At 68.8% G+C, this 14,123-nt stretch carries 13 protein-coding genes and 1 other RNA gene; 10 read left to right on the top strand and 4 right to left on the bottom strand.

Annotation, left to right across the window (positions count from 1 at the left end; translation table 11 throughout):
• Positions 1 to 143: 143 nt before the first annotated feature.
• The 5 genes from ACZ54P_RS20750 (at position 144) to rnpB (ending at position 3,801) form a co-directional block, all read left to right on the top strand.
• Positions 144 to 794: a DUF4142 domain-containing protein gene (locus tag ACZ54P_RS20750; RefSeq protein ID WP_465463189.1), complete on the top strand. Its 651-nt coding sequence runs from the start codon at positions 144 to 146 to the stop codon at positions 792 to 794.
• Positions 791 to 1,600 carry a 4Fe-4S domain-containing protein gene (locus ACZ54P_RS20745; RefSeq protein ID WP_465463188.1) on the top strand — a complete coding sequence of 270 codons (810 nt, stop codon included), beginning with the start codon at positions 791 to 793 and terminating at the stop codon, positions 1,598 to 1,600. The genes ACZ54P_RS20750 and ACZ54P_RS20745 overlap by 4 nt, the downstream gene beginning before the upstream one ends.
• On the top strand, positions 1,597 to 2,880 hold the full coding sequence (locus ACZ54P_RS20740; protein ID WP_465463187.1) for an NAD(P)/FAD-dependent oxidoreductase: 1,284 nt from the start codon (positions 1,597 to 1,599) through the stop codon (positions 2,878 to 2,880). The genes ACZ54P_RS20745 and ACZ54P_RS20740 overlap by 4 nt, the downstream gene beginning before the upstream one ends.
• Positions 2,801 to 3,388, top strand: coding sequence for a COG4315 family predicted lipoprotein (locus ACZ54P_RS20735; protein WP_465463186.1), 588 nt, complete (start codon positions 2,801 to 2,803; stop codon positions 3,386 to 3,388). The genes ACZ54P_RS20740 and ACZ54P_RS20735 overlap by 80 nt, the downstream gene beginning before the upstream one ends.
• A 14-nt stretch (positions 3,389 to 3,402) precedes the next feature.
• Positions 3,403 to 3,801: RNase P RNA component class A (rnpB, locus tag ACZ54P_RS20730), an RNA gene on the top strand.
• Between the two features lie 270 nt (positions 3,802 to 4,071).
• Here the strand turns inward: rnpB and ACZ54P_RS20725 are convergent.
• The 4 genes from ACZ54P_RS20725 to ACZ54P_RS20710 all read right to left on the bottom strand — a co-directional run bounded on the left by ACZ54P_RS20725 (position 4,072) and on the right by ACZ54P_RS20710 (position 6,755).
• Positions 4,072 to 4,674, bottom strand: a complete 603-nt coding sequence (locus tag ACZ54P_RS20725) for a hypothetical protein (RefSeq protein ID WP_465463185.1) — start codon at positions 4,672 to 4,674, stop codon at positions 4,072 to 4,074.
• Positions 4,675 to 4,748: 74 nt separating this feature from the next.
• Complete coding sequence (locus ACZ54P_RS20720) at positions 4,749 to 5,891, bottom strand: hypothetical protein (RefSeq protein WP_465463184.1); 1,143 nt, start codon at positions 5,889 to 5,891, stop codon at positions 4,749 to 4,751.
• Complete coding sequence (locus ACZ54P_RS20715; protein WP_465463183.1) at positions 5,888 to 6,229, bottom strand: hypothetical protein; 342 nt, start codon at positions 6,227 to 6,229, stop codon at positions 5,888 to 5,890. The genes ACZ54P_RS20720 and ACZ54P_RS20715 overlap by 4 nt, the downstream gene beginning before the upstream one ends.
• 25 nt (positions 6,230 to 6,254) lie before the next feature.
• On the bottom strand, positions 6,255 to 6,755 hold the full coding sequence (locus tag ACZ54P_RS20710) for a YbaB/EbfC family nucleoid-associated protein (RefSeq protein ID WP_465463182.1): 501 nt from the start codon (positions 6,753 to 6,755) through the stop codon (positions 6,255 to 6,257).
• A 177-nt stretch (positions 6,756 to 6,932) separates the two neighbouring features.
• On the opposite strand from ACZ54P_RS20710, the gene ACZ54P_RS20705 reads away from it, so the two are divergent.
• The 5 genes from ACZ54P_RS20705 (at position 6,933) to ACZ54P_RS20685 (ending at position 14,120) form a co-directional block, all read left to right on the top strand.
• Positions 6,933 to 7,796: an SCO6745 family protein gene (locus tag ACZ54P_RS20705; RefSeq protein WP_465463181.1), complete on the top strand. Its 864-nt coding sequence runs from the start codon at positions 6,933 to 6,935 to the stop codon at positions 7,794 to 7,796.
• A 442-nt stretch (positions 7,797 to 8,238) separates the two neighbouring features.
• Positions 8,239 to 8,505, top strand: coding sequence for a hypothetical protein (locus ACZ54P_RS20700; RefSeq protein ID WP_005166545.1), 267 nt, complete (start codon positions 8,239 to 8,241; stop codon positions 8,503 to 8,505).
• A gap of 9 nt (positions 8,506 to 8,514) precedes the next feature.
• Positions 8,515 to 8,991 carry a hypothetical protein gene (locus ACZ54P_RS20695; protein ID WP_465463180.1) on the top strand — a complete coding sequence of 159 codons (477 nt, stop codon included), beginning with the start codon at positions 8,515 to 8,517 and terminating at the stop codon, positions 8,989 to 8,991.
• Positions 8,992 to 8,994: 3 nt separating this feature from the next.
• Entirely contained in the window at positions 8,995 to 11,958 is a 2,964-nt protein-coding gene (locus tag ACZ54P_RS20690; RefSeq protein ID WP_465463179.1) for an ATP-binding protein, read from the top strand.
• A complete protein-coding gene (locus ACZ54P_RS20685) occupies positions 11,955 to 14,120 on the top strand; it encodes a magnesium transporter (RefSeq protein WP_465463178.1) in 2,166 nt (721 codons plus the stop codon). Before ACZ54P_RS20690 ends, ACZ54P_RS20685 begins: the two co-directional genes overlap by 4 nt.
• Positions 14,121 to 14,123 lie beyond the last annotated feature (3 nt).

Raw genomic sequence — 14,123 nt, 5'->3', positions numbered from 1 at the left:
GTATGGCGGCGATAAACGGTTCTAAAAGCGTCTTGTGATGCACGTCACACTACCTTGGTGTAGGGAGATCGAACCGGCCGCTCCGCTTCGCCGTACTTCCAGTGAGGCACTGAATGGCAATGGGCTGCATGGGGACGGGTGAAATGATCTATCGACTGCTCGGTGTGGTGATCGGTTGTCTTGCGATATGGGTCGGCTGGCCGGCTCATGCCTACGCGGAAATCGACGCCCATGACCGGGAACTGCTCGTCAAGGTTCGGCAGGCGGGTTTGTGGGAAGGCCCGGTCAGTCGGCAGGCGGAACAACGCGGGAACGGGCAGCGGGTGCGCGAGGTCGGCCGCAAACTCGCGGACGATCACGCTCGTCTCGACGCACAGGTCCGCGAACTCGCTACGAAGGTCCGCGTCGGACTCCCCGGCGAGCCGACCGAGGAACAGCGATCCTGGGCCGAGGAGATCTCCGGTGCCGTCGGCGCCGACTTCGACCGCGTCTACGTCAACCGTGCCCGCGCCGCGCACGGGAGCATCTTCGGTCTCGCCTCCCAGGTCCGGGCGGCCACCCGTGACGACGCGATGCGTTCCTTCGCCCAGACGGCCGTCGACACCGTCATGCGGCATATGACCCTGCTCGAAAGCACCGGTATCGCCGAGACGACCTCGCTGATGGTCGTCTCCACCGGTGGCAACGAACTCGACGGCGGCGACATCGTGCTCGGCGTGCTCATGGTGGGGATCGCCGGCGGCGCGACCTTCGGCCTCGTGCGGCTGCTCGGCTCGCCGGGCAGGCACGCATGACGGCCTCGCTCCTCGCCGTCATCCCGGCCCCTTCGCCGCACGACAGCGGGGTGCGGGACATCGCCACGCTGTCGGCCAGGTTCGCCTACGTGACGATGTGCCTGACGCTGGCCTGGGGCGTGCTGAGCGCCACCGGCTGGATCCGACGGGTCACCGGGCACGAAGCGCTGCGCGGCGGCCATATCGTGCTCGCCGCGTTCACCCTCGCCACCGGCGTGGTCCACGCCCTGTCCTATCTCTTCCTCGACGACGATTCGTTCGGTTTCTTCATGCTGCTGATCCCGTTCGCGGGCGGCGGGTTCGCGCGGCACGCGGCCGGTGTCGTGGGCCTGGAACTGTTCGTCGCCGTCGCGGTCACCGCCGCGTTGCGCCGCAGCGTGGTCACCCGCAGCTGGCAGCGGTTCCATCAGGTCAGTTACTTCTCGGTGGGCCTGCTGGCGATCCACTCCTGGCTCGGCGCGGCCGCGAACGGCACCCTCGCGACGGTCTGGCTCGGCGGGATCACCGTTCTCACCCCGGCCGTCGTGCTCACCGTGCTCCGGGTGCTGCCACTACGGGCGCTGGTCCGCCTCGGACTGCTCGACGGCGAGACCGGCCGGGCCGAACCGGTCCGGATCTCCGTCGACGACCAGAAATGTCACCGCTACGCCATCTGTCAGGCGGAAGCGCCGCAGGTCTTCCAGCTCACCGGAGACGGCCAGCTGCGCTATCTCCGGAAACCCGGCGCGAAACAGGTGCCGCTGGCCCAGGCCGCGGCCAGAGCTTGTCCGATGCGGGCCATCCAACTGCGAGGGGCGGGACAATGAGCGAACGGATCGTCGTGGTCGGCGGCGGGCTGGCCGGGCTGCGGTGCGCGGAACGGCTCCGGGAACTGCGGTTCGACGGTGAACTGGTGATCGTCGGCACCGAGCCGGACTTGCCGTACCACCGGCCCGCACTGTCGAAGCAACTGCTGACCGGCGACACGCATCCGGCGGAGATGATGCTCGCCAGGCTCGACGAGATCGACGCCGAATGGCGGTTCAACACCCAGGCCACGCATCTGCAGCCGGGCCGCCAGGTCGTCCACCTGCCTGGGGCGGAGGAACTGCCCTACGACGGTCTCGTCATCGCCAGCGGGGTCGAACCGCGGCGGCTGTCCGGGGTGCCGCACGGGCATCCGCGTGTGGTCGTCGTCCGGACCCTGGCCGACGCCGCCGAACTGCGCGACAACCTCGCCGCCGACCACGGGCCGGTCGCGGTGCTCGGCAGCGGTTTCATCGGCTGCGAGGTCGCGGCGAGTCTGCGGGCGATGGGCCGCGAGGTCACCATCATCGGCCGGTCGGCGAATCTGCTCGGCGAGGCCGTCGGCAGGCACATCGGACAGAAACTCTCGGCGCTGCACCGGGGGCGGGGGGTGCGGCTGCGGCTGGGCGCGTCCCTCGAGAACTGGCAGACGACGGCGAACGGGCTGCGGCTGCGCTCGTCCGACGGCTGGATCCTCGACGTGTCGTGTGTCGTCGTGGCCGTCGGGACCGTGCCGTCGATCTCGTGGCTGCGCGGGTCCAAACTGCCGCTCGACGACGGCGTCGTCTGCGCACCCACCTGTCACGTACTGGGGATGGGCAACATCGTGGCGGCGGGTGATGTCGCGCAGTGGCCGAACCTGCGGTTCGACGAGACGCCGAGGCGGGTCGAGCACTGGCTCAACGCCGTCGAGATGGGCCGGGCGGCCGCGGAGAACCTCCTCGCCGGGCCGCAGGCCGCGCAGCCGTTCGCCCCCGTGCCGCGGTTCTGGTCCGAACAGCACGGCGTCCGGATCCAGGCGGGCGGCATCCCCAAGCTCGGCACCGACACCGTCGCGCTCGCCTCGCCCGTCGGCGGCGAGAAACCCGTCACCGGCTTCGTGCGCAAGGGACGGCTCGTCGGCGTCGTCGGCCTCGACAGCCCGTCCGCCGTCCTCCACTGGACCAACGAGATCGCGGAACAGAACCCCGTCAGCCACCCAGGAGAAACGGAGAAGTCGGATGCGCCGATCGCGGTTGACCATGCTCCTCGTCATCGCGGCACTCGTCGTGGGCGCCGCGATGTGGTGGCGGGCGGCTGATTCCGGGGACCAGGCGGCGCTGACGGCCGGGGCTCCGGTCACCGAAGCTCTCCCCAGCCCGCGTACGCCGCAGACCAGCACTCCACGGCGAACCGGCACTAGCACTCCTCCGGCCACTTCGGACGCTCCGCCCGGTAGACAACTCACGGCCGTCTACATGACGAAGATGGGGCAGGCCGTCCTCGACGACACCGGCGCCGTCCTCTTCCGCTATGAACACGACAACCCGCGCAAGGCCCGCTCTTCCTGCCTCGGGGACTGCGCCGCGGTCTGGATCCCCATCACGACCGCGGGCACGCCGAGGGTGACCGGCATCGACCCCGCGCTCGTCGGCACCGTCACACGTCCCGAAGGCGCCAAACAGGTGACTTTGGCAGGCTGGCCGCTCTACAAATTCGCCAACGCGCGACCGGGGGAATGGACCGGACAGGGCACCGACCACGCCTGGTTCGTCATCCAACCCGACGGGCAGCGCAACCTGAACTGCCTGCCCGCGCCCGTGCAGTAGGATTCGCCGACGGACGAGTCGGCGGGGCGGCCGCGAGCCGGGAGACCGGTTCGAGGAAAGTCCGGACTCCACAGGGCAGGGTGGTTGTTAACGGCAACCCGGGGCGACCCGCGGGAAAGTGCCACAGAAAACAGACCGCCTCCGTTCGCTTCGCGGACGGAGGTAAGGGTGAAACGGTGGTGTAAGAGACCACCAGCGTCCTGGGTGACCAGGACGGCTAGGTAAACCCCACCCGGAGCAAGGTCAAGAGGGAGCCGCGAGGCTCCTGCGCAGGCGATCGAGGGCTGCCCGCCCGAGCCTGCGGGTAGGCCGCTCGAGCCCGTCGGCGACGGCGGGCCTAGATGGATGGCCGCCACTCGCGGAGCCGCAAGGCGAAGCGAGGACAGGATCCGGCTTACACGCCGGCTCGTCCGTACTACTTCTGTGGAACACCTATTGAGGGGTAAGGCAAACGTGTCGTGATGGAGCTTTCAGGAGCTGGCGGCGCGTGAAGGCCCCCGGTACTTAGGCGGGAGGGCGGCGGTGAACCGTCGGTCCGGGTGGTCGTGAGTGGCGATTCGGGTTCTCACCCGAACCGCCACCCCCGACCAAACCAACCCCACCCCCCCCAAAACCCCCCCACCCAAAGGTCCCCGAAGGCCTCCTTCAGGGACACGCCACGTTTGCCTTACCCCTCAATAGAGCTACTTGTCCGGGAACCCCGAATGATCGCGCAGATGCCGCTCCTCGGCGCGGCCGTGCAGGGTGAACGCGAAACTCGAACCGTCCGGCCAGGTGATGACCCGTTTTCGGAAGTCGATGTCGGGCGCTTGCGGTTTCCGGGCCTGCCACAGGATCTCCGGAGGCGGCGCGTCGGCCGGGTCCCGGTAGGTCGAACCGGTGTCCACCACCGCGATCGCGGAGGGCGAGCATGCCAGCCAGGGGCCGCTCGCCTTGCGAAGCCGGTCGGTCAGACCGAGCACCAGCGCGTTCGCCGGGCCCTTCACGCGAATCTCCCGCTGGAACGGGTGGCCCCCCTTGCCGCCGCCGCTGCCCGCACCGTTCAGCAGCGCGAAGACGTAGACCGCCGCGCCGCCGATGCCACGGAACACGTTCCAGAACAATCGCCGGACGAGCCGCTTTCCCTTGACCGTGCCGTCCAGGCGCCTGCCGGGCACGTCGAAACCCAGATCGGTGTCGCCCAGTCGCAGCACGAGGATCGGCTCGTGCCACTGGCCGGCCATCAGTTCCTCGACCCGTTCACGGAACCCGGGACGAACCTGGGCCTTCTCCGCCTTGTCCTCCATGCGCTCTTGGTGCGCGAAGATCTTTCGCGCCGCCTTCTGCCGGGCCTCGGTGGGGGCCTGGTCGGCGAACTCGGTCAGATGTCGAGGTTCCCGCGGGTCTCCTCCGGGCTCCTGTCCCCACCGATCTCGCTCTTGTCGAACCATGGCTCGCTTTCCCCCTCCGGCGTGACGGCTTCCTTGCCCTCGGTGTACGCGCCCTTCGCGGCTCCGATGCCGCCCTTGACGGCCGCGCCCGAGACCAGCGGGCGAACACCGACCGAGGTGCCGAACATCGTGGTGAGCACCCGGTTGCCCGGGGTCAGCGCGACCCCGGCGGTGTTCTCCAGGACGTTCAGCGAGAACTTCGATTCACCGGCGAAGGTCCCGATCCGGAACTTCCTCGTCGCTTCCACGACCTTGGTCGAGTACTTCGCGAGGTACTCGATGAAGGTATCGAGCAGCTTGCCGAACTTGCCGAGATACTTGGTCACCTTCTGCAGCACGCTGGCGGCCTTGGCGATGGACGCGGTCATCGCGGCGGCGACCGTACTGCCGAAGCTGATCACCGACGCGGCCAGCGCGGGCAGCCAGATGGTGATCAGCCAGGAGATCAGCTCGGTGATGATCCCCTTGATCAACTCCTCGATGACCACCATGACCATCGACCACATCTGCAGCACTTCGGCCACCGATCCGGCGGCCGAGCCGATGCCGCGGATACCGGAGGAGAAGTCGCCCAGCGCTTCCTTCGCCGCCTTGCCCGCGTCGTCCACCCACTCGGCGAGCGCCGCGTCACCCGTCTTCTCGAAGTCTTCGGCGAGGGCGACGAAGCCGTTCGCGAGGGTCACGAAGTTCTCCGACGCGTGTCCGATGGCCGGGCCGTCCCCGGTGACCTGGTGCAACGCGTCCTGCAACGGCTGGACCAGCTCGAGCAGCATGTTCAGCCCGTGGCTGACCAGCCAGCCGATCGGGTCCATGGCGAAGGTGACCATGTCCGCGGCGGCCGCGCCGACGAACGCCGCCCCGTCTCCGACCAGCGCGGCACCCGCGGAAGCCAGTTCGGCCGGGTCGTCCGCCTGGGCCGCCTGCTGGGCGTGCCCGGCGATCGACTTGCCCGACTTGTAGATCGTGCCTGCCACGGGCACGTGTCCCATCGCGCGATCGAGGTTCGCGCTCATGCTCTCGTCGTACGCCTGGACGTTCAGCCCGTCGGCGATGCTCGACTTCTCCTCGGTCATGACCCCTGCTTTCCGAGCGTTTGGTCGATGGTCGCCTCGTGCTTGCCGAACTCGACCTTTCCGGCTTCCTCGATGCCCCGGTACATCTCGGCGGCCTTGTTCAGCTTGGCGATGAACCCGTCCACGCCGTCCTTCATGTCGTTCATCAGCGAACGGAGTTCGCCGAGGCGGTCGGTGTAGCCCTGTTTGGCCCAGATCCCGACGACTCCCCACGCCTCGTCGGTCACGTCGGCGGCGTCGATCTTGGCGCCGAACTTCTCCGCTTCCTGCTCGTAATAGGGGAGCTGCCGGGCATAGGCGGCGATCGCCGCGATGTTCGTCTCGATTCCCTTTGACATCGTGGGAGTCCCTCGGTCGGTTCGGTCAGCTGCGGCGGAGGAAGGAGCCGTCGTCGAAATAGTCGTCGTCGTCCCGCGGGGCGGGGCGGCGCGCCGGCCGGGCCGGCTGCGGCGGTTGCTGCTGCTGTGACGCCGGTTCTTCCTCGGCGGTTCCGAACGCCTCGGCCTGTGCCTCTCGAACCTGTTCCGACGTCTTGAGGCCGAACGCCTCACCGAACGTGTCGTCCACGATCCCGGCCTGCTGCTGGGCGGCACCGGCGACGGCCTTCTGCAGGGTGCTCATGATCACCGAGGACAGGTGGCCCGCTTCGAGGCGCATGGCACCCGCGCTGAGCCGGAGATCGGTGACGGTTCCGCCCGCCCCGGCGACCACCGTGACCTCGCCGGACGGGGAGGTCACGGAGGTCTCGACCCGCGCGATCCGCTCCTGCATGTCGCCGACCTCGGCGAAACGCGCCTCGGCCTGGCGCACCTTGGCCTGGAAATTCTCGAACTGGGCGATCAGTTGTTCCATCTGGGCGGACATCGTCGCTCCCCGTACGCTGTGGTGATCGGTGCTTCGTGGTGATTCGCGGTCTGGAGTATGACGCAGCCGAGCGGGTTCGGTTCCGGCTCGCCTCGCGGCGATAGCAAAGGTCCCTTGCTCCCTTTTCGGCCTCTTCGGACGCTGCGCTCCCTGTCTACTTGCCGGTAGGGTGCCCTCATGGGCGAAGCGAGTCGGGTCACGGGACGGTTCCGCGGAACGTTCGATGTACTGCATTCCCTCACCTACTTCGCACCCGAAACGGAAGCCGCGCTCACCGACGCGGGCCTCCGGCCGGGGCGCATGACCTACTTCGCGGGCCGCGCGGCACCGATGGGCGCCGTGAGTCCCGGCGTCGTCGCCGCCACCTTCTACAACTTCAACCCGGAACTGGTCGCCCGCCACATCCCGCGCGCGTGGATGCTGGCCACTCCCGACCGGATCATCGAGGCCCGGTTCGAGGCCGTCGACGCGACGCTGACCCGGTTGCTCGGCAAGGACGTCCTGGACTCCGAAGAAGTCGCGGAAGCCGCCGAACTCGCTCGTGAGGCGACTGCGGGCTGCCAGGTCGACGGCCGCCCGCTCTACGCCGGGCACGCCGACCTCGACTGGCCGAGCGAGCCGCATCTCGTCCTTTGGCACGCCATCACGCTGTTGCGCGAGCATCGCGGCGACGGCCACATCGCCGCCCTCGTCGTCCACGGCCTCGGCGGGCTCGAAGCCCTCGTCACGCACACCGCCACCGGCAAGGGCTTCCGGCCCGAGGCGGCCAAGGCGTCCCGCGGTTGGAGTGACGAGCAGTGGGACGCCGCGGCCGACGTTCTCCGCGAGAAAGGCCTCCTCGACGCCGACGGCGGCCTGACCGAGGCCGGGAACGATCTCCGTGAGCGGATCGAAGCCGCCACCAACGCGGCGTCGGCCGGACCGTGGGAGCACCTCGGCGAGGAGAAGACCGCGCGGCTTCACGAGCTGTGCGGGCCGTTGAGCCGTCAGGCCGTCGCGGCGGGCGCTTTTCCCGCCAATGTGTTCTCTACCGGCAGATAATCACGCTATGTAGTGAAAATGGGGGTCCGGTTTTCGCGTTGGGTAACGGAAGCGTGACTTTCCCTTGATCGGCGTCCATGATTTTTGTCGAATGCGTACTCACCCAGCGGACTCGCGAGAAGCCACCGAACGAGTCATGTCACACTGGTCGCGGCCAAATTCTCGTCGGTCGACCCGTACTTACAGTGAGCAGGTACCTCGCAACCGGGTGAGTCCATCAGCACACTGCGAAATACGGGTGGCCGGGGTTAAACCAGACGACCCTTGCAACGATGATGGAGACCGAGGATGGTCATGGTGCTGTGCCTCGCTCTGTGATTAGTGAAGAAAACGGTATCCACAGAGCGCGCTTTGACCACTACGCCTCGTGACGCCATGATGTTCGAAGCACCACCGAGCCAGAACCGCGCGAACCCCCTCTCCGCGCACCGGGAGTAATGCGATGATGACCTTGACCACCCTCGACACGCTGGCCGCCGGCGAGCTCGGCACCGGCAACGTCCGCACCTGGCTGATCGACAACATCATCCCCCTGGTGCTGCTGGCCGTCGCGCTCCTCCTCCTGTGGCTGGGCGGCGGCAAAGGGGACAACGCCGGTGTCATGCGTCGTCTCGCCGGTGTGGTGATCGCGCTGGCGATCATCGGCCTCGCGGTGAGTGGCGCCGGAGTCAACGTGGGCCAGTGGATCGCCGGCCTCTTCACAGGCTGAGGGCTCGCGTTGCGTATCCGGACCGATGACGAGGTTTACCGGGTCGACGCCGTGTGGCTCGGCCCGCCGAAAGCGACTTTTCCCTGGAGAGCCCGCTACGTCGCGTGGCTCGTCGGTATCCCGGTCTTCCTGCTCGTGCTCACCGTCGAACGGTGGGCGGGCTGGGGCTTCGGGTTCTTCTCGACCGCCTGGGCCTTCGTCGCCACAATTGTGATCACCAGACTGATCACGGCCAAGATCAGCCACGAGCGTCCGCTGGGCGCCGTGGCCGCGATGGCGGCGAAAGAGCTCAACACACCTAGAGAACGGACCACGGGCACCGGAGGCGCAGCCAGCGCCTCCCGGGTCCGGGTGCGGGCGGCCCGCCCGCTGCCGAAGCACCGCAGGAGACGGCAATACCAGCACCACGGCTACGGCGGCGGCGCCGGAGCTCAGGGAACACCACGAGCGCGCCGGAGCCGCACTGCGGCTCGGGCCGGGAGGTAGTCGTTGTTCGGTCGCGGCGGAAGCCGAGGAAAACGTGATCGTGATCTGCAGCAAGGGGCCTGGAACCAGCCCCAGCAGGTCCGCTCCGCGCAGCCCAAGAAGGCCGGCGGCAAGGGAAGGCGGCTTCCCGGTGAGGCGGCGATACCTACCTATACCCCGTCGATCGCCGCACGAAGCATCGACGGGCACCTGTTACGCACCGGTTATGAGGTCTACGCCTGGTACCGGCTCGCGCCGCAGCGCTGGTCGTTCCGGTCGGACTCCCAGCGCCGCGACCTGATCGCGGCCATCGCCGGCCAGTACGCGGAACTACAGGGCCGCTGGCTGCACCTGCGCGTGACCAACCGGCCGTACCCGATCCGGATGTGGGCCGAGGCCCACGTGCACAACGCCGTCGGCCGTCCCCAGGACGTTCAGGGCGCGTTGTCCTTCGACGACTATCTCATCGGCGAGCAGCAGCAGCTGATGGGCCGCTCCATGGCCGAAAAAGAGGTCTATCTCGGCGTCCAGGTGCAGACACGGCGGATGATCGACCGCGCGGTCGAGAGCGCCGCCCCGGTACTGCGCAAGATCCTGCCGGAGGCCGTCGACGCCGAACTGGCCGCGCTCGACTCCGAGGTCGAGCACCTCGACCAGGTGATCGGCTCGGCCGGTCTCGAAGGCCGCCCGGTACACGCCGAAGAGATGTCCTGGCTGATGCACCGCTCGTGCTCGCTGGGCCTGCCCGCGCCGCGCAACATGCCCGCCGTCCCCGGCGCGGCCTGGGAGCCGGAAGACCTCGCCAGCTTCACCGACGCGGCGGACTTCCACGCCGAGCCGTACGCGCCGACGGTCACCGTGCGCGGCCGCACCGGCTCGAACGCCGGTGTCTCGCGCCATCTCGCCGTCCTCACCGTCGGGCAGATGCACGGCCTGCAGATCCCCGAGGTCGACGACCCGTGGATCCAGCACGCCGACCGGCTGCCCGCCGCCGTCGAGGTGTCGGCGCGGATCTACGTCCGGCGTCCCGAAGAGGTCGCCGGTGAGCTCCAACGCCAGATGAACAAGGTGCGCTCGCAGGTCAAGCACTACACCGACGAGCACGAGCTGGAGCCGCCGCAGTCGCTGGCGCGCCAGGCAGGCCGGGTGCTGGAGATCGACGACGAGATGACGTCGGGCTTCACCGCGCTGGCCACCCGCGTGCGCTCCTGGTGGCGGCTGGCGGTGTCCGGCCCGACCGAGCGCGACGCGCTGCGCCTCGCCCAGCAGCTGCTCGACCTCTACAAGCCGAAGATCGCCGTCGAACATCCCGAGGCCCAGTACGCGTTGGCCAGGGAGTTCATCCCCGGCGAACCGCTGGCCTCGGCGGCGTACATGCGCCGCGGTTCGGTCGTGTGGGCGGCTTCGTCGGTACCGACGGCGACGGCCGAGGTGGGTGACCGCCGCGGCATCCTGCTCGGCGAGACCGTCACCGCCACCCGGCGTCCGGTGGCGTGGGATCCGTGGATGGCGCAGGAGATCCGCGACGGTTCGGGGCTGACCGCGATGGTCGCCGGACTCGGTGGCGGTAAGTCGTTCCTCGGCGGCGGCATCGTCTACAAGACGCTCCGCGCGGGGGCGCACTGGACGATCCTCGACCCGTCCGGCCCGCTGTCGCGGCTGTGCGACCTGCCCGAACTGCGGCCGTACGCGCGGAACATCAACCTGCTCAACGCGCAGCCCGGCATCCTCAACCCGTACCGCGTGGTCGCCGAGCCGCAGCTCGAACACTTCATGGACGAGGACGACCCCGAGCGCTCCTGGCGGCGGGAGAAGGCCCTCGCGGGCGCCACCCGCCGCCGTCTCGTGCTCGACGTCCTCACCGGTGTCCTGCCGTACGAGGTCTCGCGGATGGCGCAGACCCGGATCGTGCTGCTGCGCGCCGTCCGCGCGGTCGGCGGCCGGTTCGAAGCCGACCCCGGCCAGGTCATCGACGCGTTGCGCCGGGACTCCAGCGAGCACCACGAGCACGCCGTCGTCGTCGCGGACTTCCTCGACGAAATGCGCGAGCGGATGGCGCTGCTCATCCCGGAGACCGACGCGGACCCGTACGCCGAGACCCGCGACGACCGGATGACCGTGCTGACCATGGCGGGGCTGACCCTGCCCAAGGACGGCGTCCCGCGTGAGTACTGGACGGACGCGGAATCCCTCGGCGTCGAGATGCTGAACCTCGCCGCCTGGCTGACGCAGCGGTCGGTGTACGAGAAGCCGAAGGAACTGCGCAAGGGCGTCTGGATCGACGAGGCGTTCTTCCTGTCCGAGGTCCCGACCGGCCGCGTGCTGATGAACCGCTTCGCGCGTGACTCGCGTAAATGGAACGTCCGGGTGCTCCTGTCCTCGCAGATTCCCGCGGACTTCCTGAAGATCCAGGGTTTCGTGGCGCTGCTGGACTCGGTGTTCGTCGGCCGTCTCGACGACGACGACGCCCAGGCCGACGCGCTGCGCCTGCTGAAGGTCCCGGTCGGTGTCGGCTACGAGCAGGTCGTCGCGGCGCTGGGCCGTCGTCCCGGCTCGTCCCGCGACCTTCAGCGCGACGTCGAGCCACGCCAGTTCATCTTCGGTGACGGTGCCGGTGGCGTGGAGCGGATCCGCGTCGACTTCTCCGGCCCCCACCTGGAACACCTGCGCCGGGTCATGGACACCACACCGGGCTCACCCGACGCCAAGCCGTCCAGGCCGGGCAACGAACTCGCGGTCCCGGCGGAGAAGCAGTTCGTGGCCTCGCCGCCGGAGGAAGACGGCTTCGAGCTGGAAGAGGATCTGGAACTCGCGGCCGAACTCGAGGTCGGGCTCACCGACGAGCAGATGCTCGGCGCGCCGGATCCGCTGGCCGCCGAGACGGGTGAAGTCCAAGGCGCCGTCCAAAATGGACACATCACGGGCGGGGAGAAGGGCGAGCAGCACGCGCGGGCCGGCAAGGGCGGCACCGGCAGGGATGCCGCATGAACACGGTGATCACGCTGGCGTGCGTGCTGGCGTTCGCCGCCGGCTGGCACGCGCTGCGCCGCCGCCTCAAAGAGGGGCCGCGTCCGGGCAAGAGCATGCCCAGCCGTCGCGCGACGATGTTCGTCGTCGTACTGATCCTCGGCCTGCAGGCCGTGGCGACCGCTCCGGCGGCGTCGGCCGCGGCGTGTGGTGAAGCGCCGAACCCGGAACGGCCCGGTGCGGGCATGGTCGGCGCGCTCGACCCGCCGGCGACGGCTCGCGGTGAAGGAGGCAGCCCGTACAACGTGTACGGCTACGCGGGTCAGGTCTGGGACACGTTCGAAACCGACTGTGGCCCGTTGGCGGGCATCACTTCGCCCAACTCGACGATCGACACCTGGGCGGGCAACCAGCTCTTCAACATCGGCAAGAACCTCGTCGGTGCTACCAACTCGCTGCACTACACCGTGTTGCAGGGCAGCCTGCTCAGCCCGTTGTACAACGCGGTCAAGGCCGGGGCCGAGAAGGTCTACAACAACATCTACGCCCAGTTGTTCGGCCTGGCCGCGCTGATCATGTCGATCATGTTGTTCCGCAACATCTGGCGTGGCGATCTCGCGGCGGTCAGCAAACGGGCGCTGTACGGACTGGCCGCGGTCTGGCTGGCCGCGTCTTCCTTGGCGCTCCTGCGTTTCCTCGATCCGATCGACAACGCGATCGTGCAGACCACCACCAACATCCAAGCGGGCTTCATCGACGAAGCCAAGACCCCGCCGCCGACCCAACCGACTCCGCCCACGCCACAACCGTGCCTGGCGACCCCGGAGGCCGTGGCCGCGCGCCAGCCCTGGGACCGGGTCCCGACTGAACTGCATTGCCGGGTCGTCTACGACAACTGGCTCCGCGGGGAGTTCGGCAGCCCGGATTCACCGCAGGCCATCCAGTACGGCCCGGCCCTCCTGGACGCGCGTGCCTTCACCTGGGGCCAGATCCAGCAGGGCGGGGACGCCGACGCCGCGTTGGTGGACTCCAAGAAGGCGGCGTTCAAGGACATCTCGACCAAACTCGGCCCGGCGACGGGCTATTTCACGGGTGAGGACGGCAGCCGCGTCGGCGCCGGTTTCCTGTCCCTCGGCCAGGGAATCTTCTACTCGCTGTTCCAATTGCTCGCGAAGGCGACGGTCCTGCTCGCGCAGGTGCTGATCAGGATCTTCGTCCTGACGGCTCCGCTGATCGGCCTGATCGCGCTGCTCCAGCCCCAGATCATGCAGCGCATCATGAAGGTGGTGGGCGCGGTCGCCTTCAACCTCATGGTGCTTTCGGTGCTGGCGGGCGTGCACACCCTGCTGCTGGAGGCGATCTTCACCGCGGGGAACTCGCTTTCCCTGCTGACGAAGATGGCGCTGGCCGCCATCATCACCGTGCTGCTGTTCATGGTCGGCCGTCCCGTGCGGCGGCTGTGGCAGATGGTCGAGATGTCCGTCGGCATGGTCGGCGGCGCGGTGCCTTCGCCGCGTGGCGGGCTTTTCTCCCGCTTCCGCAAGAAGAACAACGAGCCGACCCCGCAGGACGCGTTCTGGCAGAACGTCCGCGACACCGACGACGTCGTCGACGGTGATCTCCGCGGTCCTGTCGGCGCGACGGTCGGTGGCGGCCGGTTCCGGCCCGAGGCGACCATCTTCGCCAGCTCCCAGCGGCTCGACAACGGTTCCGGCGCGGTCAGGCCCGCCGCGGCCTGGTCCGGCGCGCCATGGCCGGGCGCGGTCGGTGGTGGCGGCGGGATGTCCGCGCTCCCGGCCGGCGGTGGCGGTGGTGTCCCGGTCTTCGGCCAGTACAACCCGTCCGCGGGCGATCGAGGCGACTCCATGTTCACTTCGGGCGGGCGGAGCCCGATCCAGGTACCGAGCCGCCGGGTCGACACCTCTCCGGTCGCCGACCGGCGCTGGAGTGACGAACCGGAGCCGGTCGTGGTGCCGTCGCGGATGAATTCCGCCGGTGGCGGCTACGCCATCCCCGATCAGTCGGGCACCGTGCCGGTGCAGCCCGGGCCGTCGACGCCGCGTCCTCGCCGGGTCGATCCCGAAGTCGTCGCGGGCAAGCCGGTCTTCGTGCTGTACCGGCCTTCGCGCGGGCTCGAGGTCCGCGAGGAAGTCCGCGACACAGACCGCGCGATGGGTCGGTGACCC

The organism is Amycolatopsis sp. NPDC034160 (assembly GCF_055575355.1).
Note: the sequence above shows the minus strand (reverse complement) of the source record. Positions and strands in the feature narration are given on the sequence as shown.

What these genes read in the sequence shown, in the direction of transcription:
- ACZ54P_RS20750 (WP_465463189.1), top strand. Translation starts at nt 144, where the DNA reads ATGATCTATCGACTGCTCGGTGTGGTGATCGGTTGTCTTGCGATATGG.
- ACZ54P_RS20745 (WP_465463188.1), top strand. Translation starts at nt 791, where the DNA reads ATGACGGCCTCGCTCCTCGCCGTCATCCCGGCCCCTTCGCCGCACGAC.
- ACZ54P_RS20740 (WP_465463187.1), top strand. Translation starts at nt 1,597, where the DNA reads ATGAGCGAACGGATCGTCGTGGTCGGCGGCGGGCTGGCCGGGCTGCGG.
- ACZ54P_RS20735 (WP_465463186.1), top strand. Translation starts at nt 2,801, where the DNA reads ATGCGCCGATCGCGGTTGACCATGCTCCTCGTCATCGCGGCACTCGTC.
- ACZ54P_RS20725 (WP_465463185.1), bottom strand. Translation starts at nt 4,674, where the DNA reads ATGGAGGACAAGGCGGAGAAGGCCCAGGTTCGTCCCGGGTTCCGTGAA.
- ACZ54P_RS20720 (WP_465463184.1), bottom strand. Translation starts at nt 5,891, where the DNA reads ATGACCGAGGAGAAGTCGAGCATCGCCGACGGGCTGAACGTCCAGGCG.
- ACZ54P_RS20715 (WP_465463183.1), bottom strand. Translation starts at nt 6,229, where the DNA reads ATGTCAAAGGGAATCGAGACGAACATCGCGGCGATCGCCGCCTATGCC.
- ACZ54P_RS20710 (WP_465463182.1), bottom strand. Translation starts at nt 6,755, where the DNA reads ATGTCCGCCCAGATGGAACAACTGATCGCCCAGTTCGAGAATTTCCAG.
- ACZ54P_RS20705 (WP_465463181.1), top strand. Translation starts at nt 6,933, where the DNA reads ATGGGCGAAGCGAGTCGGGTCACGGGACGGTTCCGCGGAACGTTCGAT.
- ACZ54P_RS20700 (WP_005166545.1), top strand. Translation starts at nt 8,239, where the DNA reads ATGATGACCTTGACCACCCTCGACACGCTGGCCGCCGGCGAGCTCGGC.
- ACZ54P_RS20685 (WP_465463178.1), top strand. Translation starts at nt 11,955, where the DNA reads ATGAACACGGTGATCACGCTGGCGTGCGTGCTGGCGTTCGCCGCCGGC.